The organism is Pseudarthrobacter sp. NPDC080039 (genome assembly GCF_040702335.1).
Classification (GTDB): Bacteria; Actinomycetota; Actinomycetes; order Actinomycetales; family Micrococcaceae; genus Arthrobacter; species Arthrobacter enclensis_A.
The window spans coordinates 344,231-366,019 of record NZ_JBFBKY010000004.1 but is presented as its reverse complement, the minus strand read 5'-3'; the positions used below and the strand labels follow the sequence as shown (position 1 = coordinate 366,019).

Genomic DNA, 21,789 nt, shown 5'->3' with positions numbered 1-21,789 from the left:
TCGTCCACGAGGTCAACCTTGTGGAATTCCGCGGCCTTGCCGCTGAGTTCGGCAACCCGCCGCAGCGACTCCTCGCTGGAGTTGACCAGGTTGTCGATGACCACCACGTCGTGGCCGGCTTCCTGCAGGGAGAGGACGGTGTGGGAACCGATGTAGCCGGTGCCACCTGTAACCAAGATTTTCATGCCTCAACGCTATCCCACAGGGAGTGCAGTCGCCCCCGCGTCCCGTATCGCGGCCGCCGCGCGGCGGCAGTCGAAGCACAGATGTGCTAATAAGAATAGTGCCCAAAATAGTAGACGCCGGTGCCAGGCGCCAGGATGTTGTCCAGGCGGTTCTCCGCATCATCGCGGTGGATGGCCTGGAGCGCGCCTCCCTTCGGGAAGTGGCGGATGAAGCCGGACTCGCCGTGGGTTCTGTCCGCCATTATTTCGCCGGCAGCGAGGAACTGCTTGCGTTCACATTTGGCACAGTGGTGGACAGCCTGGTGGGCCGGCTCGAGGAGCTTCTTCCGGCCGTCCAGGCGGCTCCCGCCGGTGGCCCTGGGCAAAGAGCGGCTGTTTTAACCCTCCTGGGCGGCATGCTTCCCCTCGATGAAGAGACAGCGGTGGAAGCATGCGCGCGGATGGCCTTCAAGAATGCCGCAAGGATCAGGCCCTTTCTTGCCGCAGAAGCGGACCGCAGCCACCGTGAAGTCGCCGCAGTCATGGGTGCAGTGGTTGCCTCCCTGCTCCCGGATAACGAACCCAGGGAGAACCTGGTGGTAGAGGCGGAACGGCTTCTTGCCACGGTGGACGGCCTGTGCATGCATGCCCTGCTGCAACCGGCCTGGATGACTGCGCAGATGTGCCGCGATGTCCTGGAACGCCAGCTCGACGGGCTGGGCCGGTAAACCGCAAAGGCGGATACCCTGGTGCCCTCGCGTGGCGTGGCTGCGGGAATAGACTGATAGCCGGATATGCCGGACCGGATCTTGATGGCCGGCAGGAGCAGGCCAGGGAAGGACTTCGGATGCAGCACGCAGGCGGTTCAGGATGGCAGATCACTACCGACACGTCCGGGCCGATGATGATTGCGCTCTACGTCAGGGACGCGGCCGGACTGAACGGTGTGGGGCAGCCCGTCCTTTCCCACGCGTCGCCCAAGGTCCGCTCCGCCGACCACACCCACCTCACTTCCGACGTCGGTGGACTCAGCGCGCTGAAAACCGAATGGGAGGCCTGGTGGGAACAACTGCTCAAGGCGCACCCGCACATGTCTCCCGAGCTCTCCCCGCCCAGCTTTGAGGCGTTCGGCAACTCTCCGGCACTGCAGCGGGTACTGCAGGCACATTTCGGTTCCGCACTCACCTGGGCCCGGGAGCGGCGGAGCGAATACGCCGAGCTTGAAGCGGAACGCGTGGTGACCGGAACCGACCAGCTTCTTCAGGACATGATGGATGACAGGCTGATGGAAGTGGGCAGGGACTCGCGGGACTTCAAACTGACCATCATAGAGCTGCCACTGGACGAACAGCGGGCCTGGTACCTTGAGCCGGACAAGATCATCATGAGCCAGGAACTGATGAGCCAGCCCGAACTGTTCCGCAGCTATGTCCAGCCTGTGCTGGAGATCCTCGTCTAGTGGTGTCCAGGGTGGCGACGGCGGCGCTCAGCTGCCGCCGTCGTCCGTACGCACGGTGATGCGCACCTGCGTCCCGGGAGACCCCGTGACCTGCCATCCGTCTCCGCCGGACCGCTGCCAGGTGTGTCCATCCACTTCCACCCGCGTTACTGCCAGGTCCTTGGCGTTGGCCACCGCCCACTGGGCCACCGACCAGGCCAGCGCGCCGTCCACATCGACCACCAGGGTGCCACCGTCGACCTGGGAATCCACGCCGCCGTAGCCCTGGTTCAGTTCAGTGGCCACCGTCGCGGGATCGCCAGCCGCAGTAGGGGAGCGCAGCGTGCATTGCACTCCTGCAGGCGTTTGCCCTGTCAGTCCCGATGCAAACGCCCTGCCCATATCCTCGTGCTCGGCGTACGCCTTGGGGTAGGCGGACCGCTGGACGTGCTGTGCCGCGTCAGTGATGTCCAGCGTCTCGTAGCCGGGAATCTTTACCAGGGCGTCGTAGAAGGCGTTCACGGCGTAGTACGGATCCATGATTTGCGTTTCGGTACCCCAGCCCTGGGACGGCCGCTGCTGGAAGAGGCCACGGGAGTCGGGGCCGGCCTGGTCGCCGTGCCCGATGTTTCGCAGTTTGGACTCCTGCATGGCCGTGGCCAGGGCGATGGTGGCGGCACGTGCCGGGAGGCCGCGCCGCACCGCCACCGCAGTGATCAGCGCTGCGTTGGCTGCCTGGTCCGGGGCGAGTTCACCGCTCCGCCCGCCGGCGGTTGCTGTGCAGCGCTCTGAAACGAGGGTCTCGGAACGCTGCACAAAATACACCGCAGTGTAGATTCCGCCCACGACCAGCGCGAGGGTGAGGAGCAGCACCGCAAGGCGGCGCAGGCCGCGCCTGCGCGCCACAGACAAGGGGGCCACGGAGCAATTAGTTGGCGTGCAGCGCGTCGTTCAGTTCAACGGTCTGGCCCTTGCGGGGCAGGGCCTCCACGGCACCCGTGGTGGAGTTGCGCCGGAACAGGAGGTTGGGCACGCCGGACAGTTCAGCAGCCTTGACGATCTTCGTAGTGTCTTCGCCCACCTCGTCCTTGGGGCCCGGAACGCGCACACGGGTGCCCGCCGTGACGTACAGGCCGGCCTCCACCACGGAATCATCGCCGATGCTGATACCAACGCCGGAGTTCGCGCCGAGCAGGACGCGCTCGCCGATGGTGATCTTTTCCTTGCCGCCGCCGGAAAGGGTACCCATGATGGATGCGCCGCCGCCAACGTCGCTGCCGTCCCCGGTCACGACGCCCGCGGAGATCCGGCCCTCCACCATGGAGGTACCCAGGGTCCCGGCGTTGAAGTTCACGAAGCCCTCGTGCATGACCGTGGTCCCGGCAGCCAGGTGGGCACCCAGGCGTACCCGGTCGGCGTCGGCGATCCTGACGCCGCTGGGAACCACGTAGTCGACCATCCGCGGGAACTTGTCGATGCCGTAGACCGTGACGGCGCCGCGGCGCCGCAGCTTGGCGCGGGTCAGTTCAAAGCCTTCGACGGCGGCGGGGCCGAAGTTGGTCCACACCACGTTGGGGAGCTTGCCGAAGATGCCGTCCAGGTTGATTGTGTTCGGACGGACCAGGCGGTGCGATAGGAGGTGCAGCCGCAGGTAGGCGTCTGCCGTATCAGCGGGAGCCTCGTCGAGGTTGATCTGGACGAAGACCACCTTCTGCTCGGTGCCGCGGTCCTCATCGGCGCCGTTCTCGGCGATGCGGGTCAGGGCGTCGTCAGCGTCTTCCACGGATCGAAGGTCTTCGGCTGCAACGCCAAGTGCCGGTGCGGGGAACCAGACGTCCAGGACGGTCGCCTCGCCGCCGGCGGTGGCGACGGTGGCCACGCCAAAGCCATAGGCGGAGCGGTCATCGGCGTTGGGGGTCAGGGTTTGGGGCACGGCGGAGGAAGCGGTCTCAGTCATGTGCTCCAGTCTATCGAGGGCCAGGCAGGCGGTTCGAACTAGACTGGCTTCGTGACTGCCGAAACCGCCCCCGAATCTTTCGTGTCCACCCTTGACCTCCGCCAGGATGTATCGTTGCTGACCGCGGCGCTGATGGACATCAACAGTGTGTCGGGCAATGAGAGGCCTTTGGCGGACGCAGTTGAAGCTGCCTTGCTCCAGATTCCGCAGCTGTCCGTGGTCCGAGACGGTGACGCCATCATTGCCCGGACTGAACTGGGCCGCAGTGAACGGGTCATCCTCGCCGGGCACCTGGACACGGTCCCGTTGCCGCTGACCGAAGGTGCCAAGGGCACCGTCCCCTCCACTTGGGAGTCTGGCGTTCCCGGGGAAGGCATCCTTTACGGCCGTGGCGCCACCGACATGAAAGGCGGCGTGGCCGTCCAGCTGGCACTGGCGGCAGCCCTGTTCGACGGCGGCAAGCAGCCTAAGCGGGACGTCACCTTCGTGTTCTATGACCATGAAGAAGTGGAAGCGGTCAAGAGCGGCCTTGGACGCCTGGTCCGCAACCACGGGGACCTGCTGGCAGGCGACTTCGCCATCCTGCTGGAGCCAACCGACGGTACGGTGGAGGGCGGCTGCAACGGCACCAGCCGGTTTGAGGCGAGCACGGTGGGGGAGGCCGCCCACTCGGCCCGCGCATGGATGGGCAGCAACGCCATCCACGCCGCAGCCCCCATCCTGGCCCGCCTGGCAGCCTACGAGCCCCGGACCATCAACGTTGACGGGCTGGACTACCGCGAAAGCCTGAACGCGGTGAAGATCAATGGCGGCACTGCCGGCAACGTCATTCCGGACCGCTGCGTGGTCGAGATCAACTACCGGTTCGCGCCGGACAAGACGCCGGACCAGGCCGAAGCCCACGTACGGGAACTGTTGGAAGGTTTCGACGTGGTCCGCACCGATGCCGCAGCAGGCGCCCGTCCGGGCCTGCAGCACCCGGCAGCCGCCTCTTTCGTTGCCGCCGTGGGAGCCGAGCCCAAGCCCAAATACGGCTGGACCGACGTCGCACGTTTCAGTGAGCTGGGGATCCCCGCGGTGAACTTCGGCCCGGGCGACGCCCTGCTGGCCCACAAGGACAACGAGCACGTCGACGCCGACGCCATCCGCACCTGCCTGCGCGCCCTGGAGGAGTGGCTCGCCGGCTAAGCGGCGCTGCTGCCCAAGAGGCGCCCTGGCCGGGACACGAAATGCGCGAAGGGCCAGGAACCTGACGGTTCCGGGCCCTTCGCGTCGGCGGCGCTGCCGGAGTTGCTACACCTCGGCAGGAACAGCAGCCGCGGGTGTGACTGCCGCGCCGGGCTTGCGGGAAAGCCTGCGCTCCAGCCATTTGGCGAAAGCCGCCAGGATCAGGCACATCCCCACATAGAGCACGGCGGCAACAATGGCTGCCGGGATAATCGGGGAACCGTACTGGATCTGGCTGCCGAAGTACTTCGCCTGGAAGAGGATCTCGTTGTAGGTCACGATGAATCCAAGGGCGGTGTCCTTCAAAATGACCACCAGCTGGGAAATGATCACCGGAAGCATGGACCGGACAGCCTGGGGCAGCAGGATGCTGGTCATGACCTTGCTCTTGGGCAGGCCAATCGCATACCCGGCCTCGCTTTGGCCCCGAGGTAGCGACTCGATGCCGGCCCGGAAGACCTCGGCGAGGACAGATCCGTTGTACAGCACCAGTCCTGCCACCACCGCGGTGAACGGCGTGATGCCCTGGACCCCGATGGTCGGCAGGCCATAGTAAAAGATCATCATCAGGATCAGCAGCGGAACGGCGCGGAACAACTCAGTGAAGCCGTAGCAGGGAGCGCTGATCCAGCGGCGGTCGGACAACCGGCCAAATGCCAGGAGCACACCCAGGGCCAGGCTCAGGACTGCGGCGGTGGCGAAGGCGGACAGCGTGGCACCGACCGACTGGGCGATGGTCTGCTGCACCAGCGGGAAAGTGAACAACTGCCACTTCTTAGCGTCGAACTGGCCGCTTTGCGCGAAGCGCAGGATGACGAATCCGACGATCAGCAGGATCACGAGGGCGGTGACGACGCCAAGAATCCGGTACCGGGAGCGTGCCTTGGGGCCAGGGGCGTCAAAAAGGATTGAACTCATCGGGCAACCTTCCACTTCTGTTCAAGCTTTCGCTGCAGCGCGGAAAGGATGAAGACAAGGATGATGAACACCAGGGCGACCCACAGCAGCCCGGTCATTGCGGGTTCACCGCGCTCGGAGAGGTTTGCCCGGATGGCGCCTGCTTCAAAGACCGAGAAACCGGCGGCGACCGTGGTGTTCTTGAGCAGGGCGATGAATACGCTGAACATCGGCGGGATGACGGCGCGGAAAGCCTGCGGCAGGATCACGAGGGTCAGGGTTTGGGTGAAGGGCAGGCCGATGGCCCGGGCAGCCTCGGCCTGGCCTACAGGCACGGTGTTAATGCCGGAGCGGACCGCTTCCGCCACGTAGGTGGCGGTGTAGAGGCTGAGGCCGATGATGGCTGCGGTGGTGAAGTCGATCGGCACCAGGCCCAGTTTCGGGTACCCGAGGGCGAAGAAGAAGAGAACCAGCGTCAGCGGGGTATTCCGCACCACGTTGACGTAGAGGGTCGCAGTGGCGCGCATGGCGGGAACGGGGGAGACCCGAAGTGCGGCAACGATGGTACCGAGGACCAGGGCGAAGATCGCCGAGAAGAAGAAAAGTATGAGCGTGTTCCGGAAACCCGTAATGAAGAGATCCGAATTGTTCAGCAGCGTATTCACAGAATCGTCGCTTTCGACAGTGGAAGAGGGGGCGGCTGCACAGCCGCCCCCTCGACTTTGGTTTTAGTAGTTCTCTACCTTGGGCTGTTCGACCTTGGTGCCCGACTGGCCCAGCGTCTGGTCGTAGATCTTCTGCCACACAGAGTTACCGTCGGTGAAAGTCTTGTTCATGAACTGACGCAGCGCGGTATCGCCCTTCTTCAGGCCGACGCCGTACTTCTCAGTGGTGAACGGCTGGCCCACAACCTTCAGGCTGTCCGGTTCCTGGGCAGCGTAGCCGAGCAGGATGGCCTGGTCGGTAGTGACCGCGTCAACCTGGCCGCTCTTGAGCGCCTCGACGCACTGCGAGTAGGTATCAAATTCGGTGGTCTTGGTGTTCGGGAAGTTTGCCTTGATGTTCTGGATCGGGGTGGAACCCGTCGCTGAGCAAACGTTCTTGCCCGAGAGGTCCTTCTCGCTGTTGATGCTGGAGTTGTCCTTCTTCACCAGCAGGCCCTGGCCAGTGACGAAGTACGGTCCGGCGAAGTCGATCAGCTGCTTGCGCTTGTCCGTGATGGAGTAGGTGCCCACGTAGTAGTCGATGTCCCCGTTGGTGATGGCGGACTCGCGGTTGGCGGACGGAATGGGCTTGAACTCAATCTTGTCCTTGCTCATGCCCAGTGATGCTGCGATCCATTTGGCGATCTCAATGTCGAAGCCCGTGTATTCACCGGTGGCCGCGTCTTTGAAGCCAAGGCCCGGCTGGTCCTGCTTGACGCCGATGCGGACCTTGCCGCTGGACTTGATGGCGTCGTAGGTGGGGCTGCCGGTGAGGGTCACGTTGTCAGCAACCTTGTAAGGGGCTTCATCCGTGCCGGAGGAAGCCGTGCCGCCGCCGCCGGAACCGCCACAGGCGCTGAGGGAAAGCGCCAGGGCCGCGGTTGCCGCGACAAGCAGCGGCTTCTTCCGGGTAAAGAATTTCTTCATCAGATACCTTTCATTGGTCGGCCGCGCGCGGCGGCCGAATGGGGTGCAGTGTGCCTAGTGGGTGAGGAGCTTGGACAGGAAGTCCTTGGCACGGTCGCTCTTCGGGTTGGTGAAGAACTCCTCGGGCGTCTCGTCCTCGACAATCTGGCCGTCGGCCATGAAGACCACGCGGTCGGCCGCCTTGCGGGCGAAGCCCATCTCGTGGGTGACCACGATCATGGTCATGCCTTCCTTGGCCAGCTGCACCATGACGTCCAGGACCTCGTTGATCATTTCGGGGTCGAGTGCGGAGGTTGGCTCGTCGAACAGCATGACCTTTGGCTTCATTGCCAAGGCACGTGCAATAGCGACGCGCTGCTGCTGGCCGCCGGAGAGCTGGGCGGGAAGCTTGGGTGCCTGCTGGCCGACGCCGACGCGCTCCAGCAGGGCCATGGCTTCCTTTTCAGCTTCCGCCTTCGACGCCCCCTTGACCTTGATGGGACCGAGCGTGACGTTTTCAAGGATGGTTTTGTGCGCGAACAGGTTGAAGGACTGGAAAACCATTCCGACGTCGGCGCGGAGCTTGGCCAGCTCCTTGCCTTCTTCCGGCAGGACCTTGCCGTCGATGGTGATGGTTCCACCCTCAATGGTCTCCAGGCGGTTGATTGCCCGGCAGAGGGTGGACTTACCGGAGCCCGAGGGTCCGATGACCACAACAACCTCGCCCTTGCGGACCTGGAGGTTGATGTCCTTCAGAACGTGCAGCTGGCCGTAATGCTTGTTAACGGCGTTCAGGGAGACGAGAGCATCGCCGGGCACATGTGTAGTCATAGAAAAGAATCTAGCGAACAACCGAGGGTTATGACGCCAATCACCCCCGGTTCCCCCTGATCGTGATTCAAGAGATACCTCACGTTGGAGGTTAGCCTAGGGGAATGAGTATCAACGCAGATCCGGCCAAGAATTCCCAGCCGCGCCGTAAAGGCCCTCTTGAGCTGCGGCGCAAGCAGGCGGCCGTGGAAATGTCGGACCAGCATCTGCTTGATACCAAGGGCGCCGGCCAATTCGTCCATACCGATCCATGGCGGGTCCTCCGGATCCAGAGCGAGTTCGTAGAGGGCTTCGGTGCGCTCGCGGACATTGGAAAGGCCGTCAGCGTCTTCGGATCTGCACGGACCAAGCCCGGCAGCACCTACTACGAAATGGGCGTCGAGGTGGGCCGCAAGCTGGCCGAAGCCGGGGTCGCGGTCATCACCGGCGGCGGCCCTGGTTCCATGGAGGCAGCCAACCGGGGGACCGTGGAAGGCAACGGTGTCTCGGTGGGGCTTGGCATTGAGCTGCCGTTCGAACAGGGCCTGAACCAGTGGGTGGACCTGGGCATCAACTTCCGTTACTTCTTTGCCCGCAAGACCATGTTCGTCAAATACGCACAGGGCTTCATTGTGCTGCCTGGCGGCCTGGGCACCCTCGATGAGCTGTTCGAGGCCATGGTCCTGGTCCAGACCCGGAAGGTGACGTCCTTCCCCATCGTTCTCCTCGGCGTCGATTTCTGGGGCCCGATGATCGACTGGATCAGGGGCACCCTGGTGGCCGAGGGCATGGTCTCCGAGAAGGACCTGGACCTCATCCAGCTCGTGGACGATCCTGCGGAGGCGGTTGACCGTGTCCTGCACGTTGCCGTGACCCCGTCCCTGAACGGAGAGCAGAGGCCGGAGTAGCCGTGCGCGGGAGTTCCCGCCAACGGTCTGGCACGATGGGACAGTGAGTTTCTTCCTCGTCTTCCTCGCCGTCGTGCTGGTTGCGGCGGTCCTTTGGGCCGGCCTGGGCCTTCGCCCGCGGAAAACCAATGCCGCCGGACTGCCCGCCCTCCTTGACGGCGGATTTGAAGAACCCCCGGCCAACCTCCCTCCCGTGCTGCTCCCCGAGCACGCGGTTCCGGCCGACATCACCCGCCTGCGCTTCTCACTGGGCCTGCGCGGCTACCGGATGGACCAAGTGGACCAGGTCCTTGATGAACTGCGCGACCAGTTGGCTGCACGGGATGCGGAACTGGCGGAACTGCGGGGCCGGCTGGCTGCCATGGAGCAGCCCGCGGATGAGGATTCCGACGGCGGACCCCCGGTTTCCGCAGGAACGTCCCCGGAGGATCCGGGCCATGGAACCGGCGGCACAACCGCCCATGAGGTTGCCACTCCGGGGAAGGGCGGACTGTGAGTACGGTGGCCCACCGCAATACCTCATCTGCCGTGGGCAGCGCAGTCCAGCGTGCGGCTACCGCTGTCCGCGCCTGGCCCTGGTGGCTCCAGGTCACCGCTTTGTATGCTGTTGCCCGGCTGGTCTCTGCCTGCATCTTCATGGCCGCAGCGCTCCACCAAGGTCCCAACCCGTGGTTTCCGCCGAAACCGGACTACTGGAACTTCATAAATATCTGGGACGCCCGTTGGTACGGCCAGGTCATCGCCAGCGGCTATCCCTCCGTCCTCCCCACGGATGCGGCAGGCAATGTGCAGGAAAATACCTGGGCGTTCTACCCGCTCTTTCCTGCCCTGGCCGGTGGACTGAGCCGCCTCACGGGCTTGAGTCCGGCCGCCTCGCTCACGCTGATAGCCATGCTGGCCGGGTGGGGTTCCGCGCTGGCCGTGTACCGGCTTTTCCGGCAAAAAGCCGCCCACGCCCCGGCGATGTGGGGCGTGGTGTTTTTTTCGGTCTTTCCGGTCTCCGCCGTTCTCCAGGTACCTTATGCGGAACCGCTGTCCCTCATGCTGCTTGCATGGGCACTGCTGCTGATGGTGCGCAGGCAATACCTGTGGGCCATACCTTCGGTGGTCCTGCTGGGCCTGTCCCGGCCGGTGGGCGTCCCTTTTGCCGCAACGGTCGGGTTCCTCCTGGTGTTCCGTGCCGTCGCGTACACCCGCAACGGGCGGCAGGACTCCCGCGGCGAAGCACCCCACTCGCTCCGGGACCTCGGTGCTCTGGCCGGCCTCACCGCAGCCGCAGGTGTATCCGCGCTCACCTGGCCCGCATTGGCCTGGGCAGCCACCGGCGACCCCCAGGCGTATACCAAGACCGAGACGGTCTGGCGTGGCCAGGACCTGGTGCCCTTCAAGCCGTGGTTTGACACCGGCGTCGAGCTCTTCGGCCCCGTACTGGGCCTCCTCGCACCATTGGTGTTCACGGCACTGTTCGCCGTGATGCTTTTCCTTCCCCCTGTCAAACAGCTCGGAACCGAACTGAGGCTCTGGTGCGCCTGCTACATGGGTTACCTGCTGGCCTTCCTCCACCCGCAGACCAGCACTTTCAGGATGCTGCTGCCGCTGTTTCCGCTGGCCCTGGGTGCGGTGTTCCTGTCCCGCTCAAGGGCTTACCGCGGGACGGTGGTTGTCATGTTCGTGCTGCTTCAGATCGTCTGGATCGTGTGGCTGTGGGCGTGGGCGCCCCTGCCCGGTGGAGGCGATTATCCGCCGTAGCAAAATGGGGCTTCTGCGCAGGTCAGGGCCCGAATCGCGGTCGTGCAGAAATGTCCATCGATTAGCTACGTGCGGGTAATTCCGGGATAATGATAGGTAAGCAAGGACAAAAGCATTCAGAAAACGCGCAGCCTCGGCGGTGGAAGCACCACCCCGCCACAGCGGCCTGATCGACATGCGGACACAGCCCGCCCGGGCTGATCAGTCCTGGGACAAAATGGAGGGGAATTCCTCATGGCGGCTATGAAACCACGCACCGGCGACGGCCCAATGGAAGTCACCAAGGAGGGCCGCAGCCTGATCATGCGCGTCCCGCTCGAAGGCGGCGGGCGCCTGGTGGTCGAACTGAACGCTGCCGAAGCAGCGAACCTCAAGGAATGCCTGGTAGGCGTTACCGAATAATCGTGCCGGACTGGGTCCGCGGCCTGCGGGCTGCGGACCCAGTCCTTTTACCGGGACACCTATTTCTTGACGGCCACCAGCAGGCCGTCGCCGGTGGGAAGCATCGCCGAGGACAGCCGGTCGTCGTCGCGGATTGCCTTCCCCACCTGCCGGAGGGTCACCGTGTTGGGCTCGCGGCCGGCCGGATTGGCCACCTTGTCCTTGTCCAGTGCGTCGTTGATGACCAGCAGCCCCGCGCGCTTGAGCAGCCGGACGGCCTGCTCCACGTAGCCGGGCAGCCCGGGCTTGTCGGCGTCGATGAAGACAAGGTCGTACGCGCCGTCAGTGAGCCGGGGCAGGACGTCGCCGGCGCGGCCCGAGATGGTGCGGGTACGGTTGGCAGGGCTGCCGGCCTCCGCGAACGCTTCGCGGGCTGCCCTCAGGTGCTCAACGTCCACGTCGATGGTGGTCAGGACTGCGTGCCGACCCAGGCCCCGCAGCAGGCAGACGCCCGAGACGCCGGCGCCGGTGCCGATTTCCACGGCGGTCTGGGCCTTGGACGCAGCAGCGAGCACGGTGAGGACCGCACCCACGCCGGGGCTGATGGCGCTGACGCCGAGTTCGAATGACCGTTCCCGGGCCCGAAGCATAACCTCATCCTCAGCGGGCAGATCTTCTGCATAGGACCAGCTGCTGGACTTGTCGGCGCTCATGGAATGTCGCTTTCTGGGCGTAAAGGGGGAATGTCTCCTCAAGCCTACTGTGTCCGGCCCGGCAGCCTCGGGAAGCAGCCGTTGCGCCCAAGGCGGAAGTTGGCCGCCGGTCAGGAAATTCCCAGCGAAGTTTGACATGATTAATATCCGCTCATCCAAAAGGTGACCGGCGCCGAATCAGAGATGTCAACAGTATCCGGGCGTTAGCATTCCACGAGGGGAGTGGACGATGTCATCTTCAGTTGTGGCACCTGTCCCTGCAGTAAACAATCCCGATGATGAGTGGGTCCGTCCCACCTGGGAAGAAGTGGTCACCAACCATTCCGCGAAGGTCTACCGGCTTGCCTACCGCCTTACCGGAAACAAATTCGACGCCGAGGACCTCACCCAGGAAGTGTTCGTCCGCGTCTTCCGTTCCCTGGACAACTTCAAGCCGGGAACGCTGGACGGCTGGTTGCACCGGATCACCACAAACCTGTTCCTTGACCAGGCCCGGCGCAAGACCCGCATCCGGTTCGACGCACTGGCGGAAGACGCGGAGTCCCGTCTCCCCGGCCGTGAGCCCGGTCCGGAGCAAAGCTTTGAGCTGAACAACCTGGACCTGGACGTCCAGGCCGCGCTGGAGGAACTTCCGCCGGACTTCCGCGCAGCGGTGGTCCTGTGCGACCTGGAAGGGCTGTCCTACGACGAAGTCGCCGAGGCTCTTGGCGTCAAACTGGGCACGGTCCGTTCGCGCATCCACCGTGGCCGCACGATGCTGCGGGAGAAGCTGGCCCACCGCGACCCGCGCCCGCAGCAGCCCCGCCGCAAGCTTTCGATGCCCCGCATCGCCGGCATCCTCTGAACGGCGCATGAGGTCCCAGTTTCCTTTCGGCGGCAGGCATCAGCGCACCGGCAGCCACCTCGAGGCCTGCCAGGAGTGTGCTGCCACCGTCCGCCGGGAACGGCAGTACATCGAGCGTCTCCGGGACGCTCCCATTCCGCCTGCCAGTGATGACCTCACGGCCCGGCTGCTGGCCCGCACCCACCATCTGGCTGCACAGGAGCAGGTGCCCCCGCAACAGGGCGGTCCGTCCCGGGTGGCTGCCCGGGCGCTGGCGCTGACCGCGGGCGGAACGGTGGCTGCCGCCGGGGTGCTGGCCGTCGGTGCGTTTACGGCGGCCGGGGATCCCGGTGCGGGCGCTTCAGGGGACAGCGACGCCGCCTTCTCGCACGTCTCGTCACAAACCCCCGCCGGCGGCCGGATGTTGACCGATGCGCAACTGGCCACCCTCCGCTCCGACGGGTGGGCTTGCCCGGAACTGCAGTCCATGGGGTTCCACCTGGAGACGGCCAAGGCGCTGATAGTCAATGGCCAGCCGGCCGTGGAGCTGCGGCTCACCGATGGCTCCCATCACGCCACCATTACTGAGGAGCACCCGGTGCAGGCCTCAGCCCAGGCCCCGCAGGCGGGAGATGCACAGCCACAACCCCAGGGAGAAGGCATCCATCAGGAGTGGGACGGCACTAACCGGGCAGCCACCTACCGGACAGCCGGCCTCACCATCACCTACCGTTCCGACCTTCCTGCCGGCGTGTCCGACGATGCCCTGCCCATCCTCAAGCGCATGGCCGACACCGCCGCGGAGGGGGTGGCGGCGGCCGTTCCGGACTCGACTGATGGGCAGGGCGCCGAACCCCTGGAGAGCCGGCTCGAGCGCGGATTCACAAAGATCGCGGGGCTGTTCTCCCGGTGATGCGCACTGTTGCTCCGTCCGCCGGACGGAAATCGTCACTCCGGGCCCGGAGAGGGTAATCTTCCTAAAGTGTTTGGAATCAACGGCCCGGAGTTCATCGTTCTGCTGATCATTGGTGTGCTGGTGATCGGCCCCCAGCGGCTGCCCGAATACACCCAGAAGCTGGCAAACCTGGTCAAGGAAGTCCGCCGCATGGCCAATGGCGCGCGGGAACAGATCAAGGAAGAAGTGGGCATCGACATCGATGATGTCGACTGGAAGAAATACGATCCCCGCCAGTATGATCCCCGGCGCATCATCAAGGAAGCACTGCTCGACGACGACACCAAGCCGGTCAGCGCAGGCGCACCGGCCGCCGTGGCCGCCGTTTCCGGTGCCGCCGCAGCCGCTGAGTCTGCTTCCAAACGGCCGGAAAGGGTTGTGCAGCGGCTCGCGCCGGGCGAGACCGCCCCGTTCGACACCGAAGCCACCTAGGGGGCACTCAGCGGGGCTGCAGCCCCAGCTTCATTCCAGCGAGACCGCGCGGTTTAGCTGCCAGCTGCCCTGCGATTCCTGCCAGCGCAGCCGCTCCCGCCGCTTCCGGGCGGCCCAGGACGATGGGAACGCCTGTGTCTCCGCCCTCGCGCAACTGGATGTCCAGGGGAATCTGGCCGAGCAACGGTACTTCGGCGCCAACAGTGGTGCTGAGGCGCTCGGTGAGTACCGCCCCGCCGCCGCTTCCGAACAACTCCATCCTGCCGCCGTCGGGCATTTCCAGGTAGGACATGTTCTCGATGACCCCTGCAATGGTTTGTCCCGTCTGGGTGGCGATGGCGCCGGCGCGTTCCGCGACGTCCGCGGCCGCCGCCTGCGGCGTGGTGACCACCAGGATTTCCGCCTTGGGCAGCAGCTGCGCCACGGAAATGGCGATGTCACCGGTACCCGGGGGGAGATCCAGGAACAAGGCATCCAGGTCCCCGAAATAGACGTCGGTGAGGAACTGCTCCAAGGCGCGGTGCAGCATGGGGCCGCGCCAGGCAACGGGCTTGTTGCCGGAGACAAACATGCCGATGGAGATGACCTTGACACCGTAAGCCACCGGCGGAAGGATCATGTCGTCCACCTGGGTGGGTTTTTGCGTGATGCCCATGAGCGCAGGGACGGAGAAGCCGTACACGTCTGCGTCCACGATGCCCACGCGCAGTCCCTGGGCAGCCAGTGCGCAGGCAAGGTTGACTGTCACCGACGACTTGCCAACCCCGCCCTTGCCGCTGGCCACCGCGTAGACCTTGGTGAGCGAACCGGGCTCGTTGAACGGAATCCGGCGTTGGCCGCCCGCGCCGCGCAGCTTCTCCTTGAGGGCGTCGCGCTGCGCCTGGTCCATCACCTTGAGCTCCACATGCACGTCGGTGACACCGGGAACCGCCATAAGGGCGTTCCTGGAGTCGGTGGTGATGGTGTCGCGCAGGGGGCAGCCGGCAATGGTGAGCAGCACCGCCAGGGTGACCTTGCCGTCGCCGGAAACCCTGACAGACTCCACCATGCCCAGTTCGGTGATGGGGCGGCGGAGCTCGGGGTCGATGACCGTGGCCAGGGCTTCTTCGATGGCCTGGTGCTGCGGGGATCCGTTGGCTGCTGCGGGATCGGTGGGGGCGCTCATGGAAGAGCCTCGGCTTTCATGCGGTTGGGGCTGCCGGCCGGCGGATGCTGTGCGGTTTGCCGGTCATTGGGCAGAGTGGCCGGGCTTGACCCGTGGAATCTGCTGCGTGCGGGGGTTGCGTTGCCGGTCCCGTTGCTCGCGCAGCCTGTCCCTGACCTTGTCGCGCGGGGATTCGTGCGAACCGGGGCCAGAGTCCTCATGCGTCCGCAGTTCCTCCTGCGCTTCCAGCAGGTCCTCGAGGAGCGACCGGAGTTCGGCCCGAACGTAATCACGGGTGGCCACTTCCCGCAGGGCGATCCGCAGGGAGGCAAGCTCCCGCGTGAGGTATTCGGTGTCGGAGAGGTTGCGTTCGGCGCGCTGGCGGTCCTGCTGCAGGGAGACGCGGTCGCGGTCATCCTGACGGTTCTGCGCCAGCAGCAGGAGGGGCGCCGCGTATGAGGCCTGCAGCGACAGCATGAGGGTCAGCAGCGTGAACCCAAGGTCCCGCGAGTCGAACTGCCATTCGGCCGGGGCCCAGGTGTTCCAGCCCAGCCAGAAGATGCAGAAGATCGTCATGTAGACCAGGAACTGGGGCGTGCCCATGAACCGGGCAAAGGCCTCGGTGGCGTGTCCGAAGGCATCCGGGTCGGGCCGGAACGCGGGCAGGATCCGTTGACGGCCGCTCAGGGGCGTGTCCAGGCTGCCTCTTGATTCCGCTTTGGCCAGGTTCCGCTGGTTGGGATTCTTCGGGGCACTGATATCAGCCAATGCGGCCACCGAGCTTTCTTATCGGGGCTTCGCCATCATGGGCGCGCCAGTCGTCCGGCAACAAATGATCCAATACGTCATCAACAGTCACCGCCCCCACAAGCCGGCCGGCGTCATTAACCACCGGGAGGGAGTTCAGGTTATAAGTAGCCAGGGTCCGCGCCACTTCGCTGATATGGGCCTGGTCGGACAACGGCTCGAGGTTCTTGTCCACGAGGTTTCCCAGTGCCTCGAACGGCGGGAAACGCAGCAGCTGCTGGATGTGCACCACGCCGAGGAACCGGCCTGTGGGCGTCTCCAGCGGCGGCCGGGCAATGAAGATGGACGACGCGAGGGCGGGGGAGAGCTCCTCCCGCCGGACGTGCGCCAGGGCTTCAGCCACCGTGGCTTCCGGCGGAAGGATGACCGGGACAGGCGTCATGAGGCCGCCCGCGGTGTCCTCGTCGTATTCGAGCAGGCGGCGGACGTCCTCGGCGCCTTCGGGTTCCATGAGCTGGAGCAGTTCCTCGGCCTGGGCCGAGGGGAGTTCACCGAGGAGGTCGGCAGCGTCGTCCGGATCCATCTCCTCCAGGACGTCGGCGGCGCGCTGGACATCCAGGGCGGAAAGAATCTCCACCTGGTCGTCCTCGGGAAGTTCCTGCAGCACGTCCGCCAGGCGTTCGTCCTGCAGTTCGCTGGCGACCTCGAACCGGCGTTTGTCGCTCATCTCCTGCAGGGCCTCGGCGAAGTCCGCGGGTTTGAGGTCCTCGTGGTTGGCCACGAACTGGGTGGCGGCCTGGGGTTCGGTCTTCTGGCCCTGAAGGGCGTCGGCCCAGTCAATGATCAGGGTTTCGTTGCGGCGCAGGCGGCTCAAGGGGGACAGCGAATGGCCGCGCCGGACGAAGAGCTTGCTGACGAACCAGTCGCGCGAGCGGTGCTGGTCTATGGCAATGTCCTCGATGGTGGCGTCGCCGCTGCCGTCGCGAAGGGTGACGCGGCGGTCGAACATTTCGGCCACCACCAGGGTTTCCGCCCCGCGCTGTTCGAACCGGCGCAGGTTGACCAGGCCCGTGCAGATGATCTGGGTCTGGTCGATGGAGGTGATGCGGGTCATGGGTACGAAGACGCGCTTTTTACCGGGGACTTCCACCACGATGCCCACCACATGCGGGGGTCCCTGGGTTCCGCGGGACAGCACAACAACGTCGCGCAGCCGGCCCAGCCGGTCGCCCAGCGGGTCGAAGACGTCGAGGCCCAGGAGGCGTGCCACGAAGACGCGTGTAGGTGTTGTACTCACCACTACAGGCTACCGAGTCTGCTCTCTTTTAGCTGAATTTACAGGCAGCATCCACCTTGATGGGCAAGAATGGGGTTATGTCGAACATATTTGGTGCACCCAGGGCCGGCTCTCCGAACGGTCCGGACGATGCCCGGGCTGTTCCCACCGGTGACACCGTTGGCTCTTACACCTCTTACCTCGACGCCCAAAAGGCGGTTGACTACCTGGCGGACCAGCAGTTTCCGGTCCAGTTGGTGTCCATCGTGGGTAACGAGCTCAAGATGGTTGAGCGGGTCACGGGGCGCCTGAGCTACCCGCGGGTGGCCCTGTCGGGGGCACTGAGCGGTATGTGGTTCGGCCTGTTCGTAGGCGTCATGCTCTCCTTCTTCGCGCCGTCACCGGGCTACTTTTCCATCATGACCTCGGTGCTCATGGGTGCGGCATTCTTCATGCTCTTCGGCATCGTCACCTACGCCATGCAGCGCGGCAAGCGGGACTTCACCTCCACCAGCCAGGTCGTGGCAACCAGCTATGACGTCATCGTGGCCCCGGAGGCAGCCCATGAGGCCCGCCGCCTGCTGCAGCAGCTGCCCATGTCCCGTTCCGACGCGGCCTCCGGCCACGGCCCCTACACGCAAAGCGACTACTACAACCAGCCGTACCAGCAGCAGCACCCGCAGCAGCAGGGCCAGGGTCCCGCCCGCCCGGCCGGCTGGAACGATCCGTACGGCCAGCGGTCCTCCGGCTCCTCGGCCCATGACGGCCCAGGGCAGGACGGATCAGCACAGGACGGCCCGGCGCAGGACGGATCAGGGCAGGACGGGCATGGTTACCCGGTCGACGGCGGGCAGCACCAGCAGGCGCCCCAGCCTGTCCGTGCGGTCCGCTACCCGGATCTGCCGGACGGCCGGCCGCAATATGGCGTCCGGCTCCCGCAGGGCCCGGCTGCCGACGCCGGTAAGCCGGGGGCGGGACACAGCGCAGGAAACGCTCCCGGGCCCCAGCCGCATGACGGCACGGAACACCCCGCAGACCAGAAGTATGGACCCGACGGGGACCAGAACCAGGGCGGCCACCGTCACTAGCACGCCCGGGCCGTAAGCTTCCTGCCCCTTAACGAAGAGCGGGACCGCTGGAGTGAATCCGGCGGTCCCGCTCTTTTCGTCACCCCGTTGGGCGTCAGGCTTCTTCGGTCCGGTAGATGCCGGCCATCCAGTCCTCCACGTCCCCGGCGTTGCGGGGCAGGGCGGCGCTGAGGTTGACGGGTCCGTCTGCGGTCATGAGGATGTCGTCCTCGATCCTGACACCAATACCGCGGTACTCCTCGGGGATCGCCAGGTCTTCCTTCTTGAAATAGAGGCCGGGCTCGATGGTGAACACCATGCCCTCCGTGAGGATACCGTCGAGGTAGAGTTCCCGCTTGGCCTGTGCGCAGTCGTGCACGTCCAGGCCCAGGTGGTGGCTGGTGCCGTGTGGCATCCAGCGGCGGTGCTGCTGGCCTTCGGGACTGACGGCCTCTTCAACGCTGACCGGCAGGATGCCCCATTCGGCCAGGCGCTCCGCCAGCACGGTGGTGGCTGCGGTATGGATGTCACGGAACTTGGTTCCGGGCTGGGCCGCCGCGAATCCGGCGTCCGCGGCGTCGAGGACTGCCTGGTACACCTTGCGCTGGATGTCGCTGAAGGTGCCGCTGGCCGGAAGCGTCCGGGTGATGTCAGCTGTGTACAGGGAGTCGGCCTCGACGCCGGCGTCAAGAAGCAGGAGTTCGCCGGCATGGATTTTGCCGGTGTTGCGGGTCCAGTGCAGCACGGTGGCGTTGTTTCCGGACGCCGCTATGGTGTCGTAGCCAAGTTCGTTGCCCACCTCGCGTGCCCGGGCGAAGAACGCCCCCTCCACGACGCGTTCGCCGCGGGCGTGGGTGAGGGCCCGCGGCAGGGCCTTGACCACCTCTTCGAATCCCTCCACGGTGGCCGACACCGCGATCTTCATCTGCTCGATTTCCCAGTCGTCCTTGAGCAGGCGCAGTTCGGAGAGGGCTTCGCTGAGCTTCTCGTCCAGGGCGTCGAGCTCGCCAAGGTCCAGGTTCTCGGGATCCCTGGCGGTGTTGTAGCGGGCCGTGTCCACCAGTGCGTCGATGTTGTCGTCGACCTTGCGGACCAGGCGGATGGAGATGCCGCCGATCTCCGGGGCTCCCACGTCCTTGGTGATGGCTGTTTCCAGCTGGTCGATATGCGCTGTTGCCAGCCCCAGCCGGGCTTCGAACTCCTCGAGGGTGGGGCGGGCCCCAATCCAGAACTCGCCGGCGCGGGAGTCCGCGTAGAACTGTTCCGTATCCCTGCCGGCCAGCGGCCGGAAGTAAAGTGTGGCCCGGTGGTTCCCGCCGTCGTCGCCCGTTCCCTCGTCCACCGGTTCCAGGATCAGGACGGCGTCGGGTTCGTGGTCCAGGCCGAGCCCGGTCAGGTGCGCGAAGCCGGAGTGGGGCCGGAAGCGGTAGTCGCAGTCGTTGGAGCGGACCTTGAGCGGGCCGGCGGGAATGACCAGGCGTTCACCTTTGAACCGGGTCGAGATCGCCTTGCGCCGGGTTGCGGCGTAACCGGCGACGGCGTCGCGCTGGGGAAGGTCCTGGCTGGACGGCGCCCAGTTGCTGGCCATAAAGGCCTTGAACGCGTTGGAACTGGGCCGCTGGGAGCGGTTGTTGACGCGGTCCTCCAGCGGCTGGGAAGCAGAGTTTTGGGTGTTTTCGGCATCGTTCACGGCACCATCGTCTCACCAGCGTCCCGGCTGCGCGAACGGGCCTCCCCGGTCTGCTGTCCCTGGTCCACTAGGCTGGATAAGTGAGGATTGACCTGCATGCCCACTCCAACGTCTCCGACGGCACCGAGGCGCCGGCCGATGTCATGGCCTCGGCTGCCCGTGCCGGGCTGGACGTGGTGGCCCTGACCGACCATGATTCGACGGCGGGCTGGACGGAAGCGGCGGATGCTGCTGCAACGTACGGCGTGGCCCTGGTGCCGGGCATGGAGGTCTCGTGCCGCACGGAGGAAGGCATCAGCGTCCACCTCCTGAGCTACCTGCACGACCCCACGCATCCCGGCCTCTTGGAGGAGATCACCAAGGCCAAGGATTCCCGCCTGACCCGCGCTGAACGGATGGTCACCATCCTGGCCGAAGACTACCCGCTCACGTGGGACGATGTGATCCACCACGTGGCACCCGGCGCCACCCTCGGCCGGCCGCACATCGCTGATGCCCTGGTTGCGGCGGGCGTGGTGGAGGACCGCTCAGAGGCCTTCGCGTCCATCCTCACCTCCCGCTCACGTTATTTCATCCCGCACTACGCTCCGGACCCTGCCACCGCCGTCGAACTTGTCCGTGCCGCCGGCGGCGTGCCCGTGTTCGCACACCCCGTGGCGTCTGCCCGGGGACGGATTGTGGGGGAGCGCACCTACCGCGACATGATCGACGCCGGCCTGGCCGGCGTGGAGATCGACCACCGGGACAACCCGGAGGAGGGCCGCGACTTCCTGCGCAGGCTGGCGGCCAGGCACGGCCTGCTCATCACCGGCTCCTCCGATTACCACGGCACGGGGAAGCCGAACCTGCTGGGGGAGAACCTCACTGCACCGGACATGCTGGCCCGCATTGAGGAACTGGGCACGGGAGCCGCCGTCGTGCGTCCTTAATTGGGCTGGAACGCTGTGAAGGCGGCGTGCGCACCCAGGCGCTTGGCCATGATGTCGATGGCTGGCTGGTTCTGGTCCACGCACACGAATTTCCGGCCGAGCTTTGCGGCCACTGCCCCGAGGGTCCCGGAGCCGGCAAAGAAGTCCAGGCACCAGTCCCCGGGGCGGGATGACGCGGCCACCACGCGGCGCACCAGGCCCTCCGGCTTTTGCGTGGGGTAGCCCGTCTTTTCCTTGCCGGTGGGCGAGACGATGGTGTGCCACCAGACATCGGTGGGCAGCTTGCCCAGTTCCCTTTTGGCGGGGGTCACCAGGCCCGGCGCCATATAGGGTTCACGGTCCACCTCGGCGCTGTCGAAGTGGTATTTCGCCGGATTCTTGACGTACACCAGGATGTTGTCGTGCTTGGTGGGCCACCGGTTCTTTGCCCGGGCGCCGTAGTCGTAGGCCCAGATGATCTCGTTAAGGAAGCACTCTCGGCCGAAGATCGCATCCAGCATCACCTTGGCGTAGTGCACCTCGCGGTAGTCCAGGTGCAGGTACAGCGTCCCGTCGTCCGCCAGCAGCCGCCATGCCTCCACGAGCCGGGGCTCCAGGAAGGACCAGTAGTCGCTGAACGCGTCGTCGTAGCGGTGCAGGGCGCCTTTGATGGTGTCGTAGGAGCGGCCCTTGAAGCCCACCCGGTCACCACTGCCGTCGGCGTTGGCCACCATCCGGGTTTCCTGGCGCTGCTGGGGCCTGCCCGTGTTGAACGGCGGGTCTACGTATATCAGCGTGAAGGCGCCGTCCGGCAGCGTGGGGAGGTACGCCGCGTTGTCCGCGTGCACCACCAGGCTGCTGCCGTCCGGCGCCCAAACAGTGTCAGTCATTTC

At 65.5% G+C, this 21,789-nt stretch carries 25 protein-coding genes; 12 read left to right on the top strand and 13 right to left on the bottom strand.

What is annotated here, in order from left to right:
- Positions 1 to 185, bottom strand: a 185-nt coding sequence (locus tag AB0313_RS07520; protein ID WP_366304591.1) for an NAD-dependent epimerase/dehydratase family protein, incomplete at its 3' end; no start/stop codon positions are given.
- Between the two features lie 98 nt (positions 186 to 283).
- Here AB0313_RS07520 and AB0313_RS07515 point away from each other — a divergent pair.
- Positions 284 to 892, top strand: coding sequence for a TetR family transcriptional regulator C-terminal domain-containing protein (locus tag AB0313_RS07515; protein ID WP_366304590.1), 609 nt, complete (start codon positions 284 to 286; stop codon positions 890 to 892).
- A 119-nt stretch (positions 893 to 1,011) separates the two neighbouring features.
- Complete coding sequence (locus tag AB0313_RS07510) at positions 1,012 to 1,623, top strand: hypothetical protein (protein WP_141942428.1); 612 nt, start codon at positions 1,012 to 1,014, stop codon at positions 1,621 to 1,623.
- Positions 1,624 to 1,650: 27 nt separating this feature from the next.
- On the opposite strand, the gene AB0313_RS07505 is transcribed toward AB0313_RS07510, so the two are convergent.
- Complete coding sequence (locus AB0313_RS07505) at positions 1,651 to 2,508, bottom strand: hypothetical protein (RefSeq protein ID WP_366304615.1); 858 nt, start codon at positions 2,506 to 2,508, stop codon at positions 1,651 to 1,653.
- Between the two features lie 22 nt (positions 2,509 to 2,530).
- Entirely contained in the window at positions 2,531 to 3,559 is a 1,029-nt protein-coding gene (dapD, locus tag AB0313_RS07500; protein ID WP_366304589.1) for a 2,3,4,5-tetrahydropyridine-2,6-dicarboxylate N-succinyltransferase, read from the bottom strand.
- A gap of 51 nt (positions 3,560 to 3,610) precedes the next feature.
- Here dapD and dapE point away from each other — a divergent pair, with 51 nt between their 5' ends.
- Positions 3,611 to 4,747 carry a succinyl-diaminopimelate desuccinylase gene (dapE, locus tag AB0313_RS07495; RefSeq protein WP_366304587.1) on the top strand — a complete coding sequence of 379 codons (1,137 nt, stop codon included), beginning with the start codon at positions 3,611 to 3,613 and terminating at the stop codon, positions 4,745 to 4,747.
- 105 nt (positions 4,748 to 4,852) lie between these two features.
- Here the strand turns inward: dapE and AB0313_RS07490 are convergent, their stop codons facing one another.
- From AB0313_RS07490 to AB0313_RS07475, 4 genes are all read right to left on the bottom strand, one after another.
- Positions 4,853 to 5,704 carry an amino acid ABC transporter permease gene (locus AB0313_RS07490; protein ID WP_141942422.1) on the bottom strand — a complete coding sequence of 284 codons (852 nt, stop codon included), beginning with the start codon at positions 5,702 to 5,704 and terminating at the stop codon, positions 4,853 to 4,855.
- A complete protein-coding gene (locus AB0313_RS07485) occupies positions 5,701 to 6,348 on the bottom strand; it encodes an amino acid ABC transporter permease (protein ID WP_141942421.1) in 648 nt (215 codons plus the stop codon). The genes AB0313_RS07490 and AB0313_RS07485 overlap by 4 nt, the downstream gene beginning before the upstream one ends.
- A gap of 63 nt (positions 6,349 to 6,411) precedes the next feature.
- Positions 6,412 to 7,314 carry a glutamate ABC transporter substrate-binding protein gene (locus AB0313_RS07480; RefSeq protein ID WP_141942419.1) on the bottom strand — a complete coding sequence of 301 codons (903 nt, stop codon included), beginning with the start codon at positions 7,312 to 7,314 and terminating at the stop codon, positions 6,412 to 6,414.
- Positions 7,315 to 7,368: 54 nt separating this feature from the next.
- Positions 7,369 to 8,124 (bottom strand): amino acid ABC transporter ATP-binding protein, encoded by a 756-nt coding sequence (locus AB0313_RS07475; protein WP_141942417.1) that lies wholly within the window; start codon positions 8,122 to 8,124, stop codon positions 7,369 to 7,371.
- 104 nt (positions 8,125 to 8,228) lie between these two features.
- Here AB0313_RS07475 and AB0313_RS07470 point away from each other — a divergent pair, with 104 nt between their 5' ends.
- From AB0313_RS07470 to AB0313_RS07455, 4 genes are all read left to right on the top strand, one after another.
- Positions 8,229 to 9,011, top strand: a complete 783-nt coding sequence (locus tag AB0313_RS07470; protein WP_141942415.1) for a TIGR00730 family Rossman fold protein — start codon at positions 8,229 to 8,231, stop codon at positions 9,009 to 9,011.
- Positions 9,012 to 9,054: 43 nt separating this feature from the next.
- The gene (locus tag AB0313_RS07465; RefSeq protein WP_366304584.1) at positions 9,055 to 9,507 is read left to right on the top strand and encodes a DivIVA domain-containing protein; all 453 of its coding nucleotides are present in this window, start codon (positions 9,055 to 9,057) and stop codon (positions 9,505 to 9,507) included.
- On the top strand, positions 9,504 to 10,760 hold the full coding sequence (locus AB0313_RS07460) for a hypothetical protein (protein ID WP_366304582.1): 1,257 nt from the start codon (positions 9,504 to 9,506) through the stop codon (positions 10,758 to 10,760). The genes AB0313_RS07465 and AB0313_RS07460 overlap by 4 nt, the downstream gene beginning before the upstream one ends.
- Positions 10,761 to 10,994: 234 nt before the next feature.
- The gene (locus tag AB0313_RS07455; protein WP_009357720.1) at positions 10,995 to 11,162 is read left to right on the top strand and encodes a DUF3117 domain-containing protein; all 168 of its coding nucleotides are present in this window, start codon (positions 10,995 to 10,997) and stop codon (positions 11,160 to 11,162) included.
- Positions 11,163 to 11,221: 59 nt separating this feature from the next.
- Here the strand turns inward: AB0313_RS07455 and AB0313_RS07450 are convergent, their stop codons facing one another.
- On the bottom strand, positions 11,222 to 11,854 hold the full coding sequence (locus AB0313_RS07450; protein ID WP_366304580.1) for an O-methyltransferase: 633 nt from the start codon (positions 11,852 to 11,854) through the stop codon (positions 11,222 to 11,224).
- A gap of 229 nt (positions 11,855 to 12,083) precedes the next feature.
- Here AB0313_RS07450 and sigE point away from each other — a divergent pair, with 229 nt between their 5' ends.
- From sigE to AB0313_RS07435, 3 genes are all read left to right on the top strand, one after another.
- Positions 12,084 to 12,698, top strand: coding sequence for an RNA polymerase sigma factor SigE (gene sigE / locus AB0313_RS07445; protein ID WP_141942407.1), 615 nt, complete (start codon positions 12,084 to 12,086; stop codon positions 12,696 to 12,698).
- Positions 12,699 to 12,705: 7 nt separating this feature from the next.
- A complete protein-coding gene (locus AB0313_RS07440; RefSeq protein ID WP_366304578.1) occupies positions 12,706 to 13,590 on the top strand; it encodes an anti-sigma factor in 885 nt (294 codons plus the stop codon).
- A gap of 69 nt (positions 13,591 to 13,659) precedes the next feature.
- Positions 13,660 to 14,064: a Sec-independent protein translocase TatB gene (locus tag AB0313_RS07435; RefSeq protein WP_141942402.1), complete on the top strand. Its 405-nt coding sequence runs from the start codon at positions 13,660 to 13,662 to the stop codon at positions 14,062 to 14,064.
- A gap of 7 nt (positions 14,065 to 14,071) precedes the next feature.
- Here the strand turns inward: AB0313_RS07435 and AB0313_RS07430 are convergent, their stop codons facing one another.
- The 3 genes from AB0313_RS07430 to AB0313_RS07420 form a co-directional block, all read right to left on the bottom strand.
- The gene (locus tag AB0313_RS07430) at positions 14,072 to 15,229 is read right to left on the bottom strand and encodes an Mrp/NBP35 family ATP-binding protein (protein WP_366304575.1); all 1,158 of its coding nucleotides are present in this window, start codon (positions 15,227 to 15,229) and stop codon (positions 14,072 to 14,074) included.
- Between the two features lie 63 nt (positions 15,230 to 15,292).
- On the bottom strand, positions 15,293 to 15,985 hold the full coding sequence (locus AB0313_RS07425) for a DUF1003 domain-containing protein (protein ID WP_141942398.1): 693 nt from the start codon (positions 15,983 to 15,985) through the stop codon (positions 15,293 to 15,295).
- The gene (locus AB0313_RS07420) at positions 15,969 to 17,252 is read right to left on the bottom strand and encodes a CBS domain-containing protein (protein ID WP_141942396.1); all 1,284 of its coding nucleotides are present in this window, start codon (positions 17,250 to 17,252) and stop codon (positions 15,969 to 15,971) included. The genes AB0313_RS07425 and AB0313_RS07420 overlap by 17 nt, the downstream gene beginning before the upstream one ends.
- A gap of 77 nt (positions 17,253 to 17,329) precedes the next feature.
- Here AB0313_RS07420 and AB0313_RS07415 point away from each other — a divergent pair, with 77 nt between their 5' ends.
- Complete coding sequence (locus AB0313_RS07415; protein WP_366304573.1) at positions 17,330 to 18,319, top strand: general stress protein; 990 nt, start codon at positions 17,330 to 17,332, stop codon at positions 18,317 to 18,319.
- A 94-nt stretch (positions 18,320 to 18,413) separates the two neighbouring features.
- Here AB0313_RS07415 and AB0313_RS07410 read toward each other — a convergent pair whose 3' ends face one another.
- Entirely contained in the window at positions 18,414 to 19,988 is a 1,575-nt protein-coding gene (locus AB0313_RS07410) for an aminopeptidase P N-terminal domain-containing protein (protein ID WP_366304571.1), read from the bottom strand.
- Positions 19,989 to 20,068: 80 nt separating this feature from the next.
- Between AB0313_RS07410 and AB0313_RS07405 the strand changes: the two genes are divergently transcribed.
- On the top strand, positions 20,069 to 20,917 hold the full coding sequence (locus AB0313_RS07405) for a PHP domain-containing protein (RefSeq protein ID WP_366304569.1): 849 nt from the start codon (positions 20,069 to 20,071) through the stop codon (positions 20,915 to 20,917).
- Here AB0313_RS07405 and AB0313_RS07400 read toward each other — a convergent pair.
- Positions 20,914 to 21,786, bottom strand: a complete 873-nt coding sequence (locus AB0313_RS07400) for a site-specific DNA-methyltransferase (RefSeq protein ID WP_141942388.1) — start codon at positions 21,784 to 21,786, stop codon at positions 20,914 to 20,916. The genes AB0313_RS07405 and AB0313_RS07400 overlap by 4 nt on opposite strands.
- Positions 21,787 to 21,789: the final 3 nt, after the last annotated feature.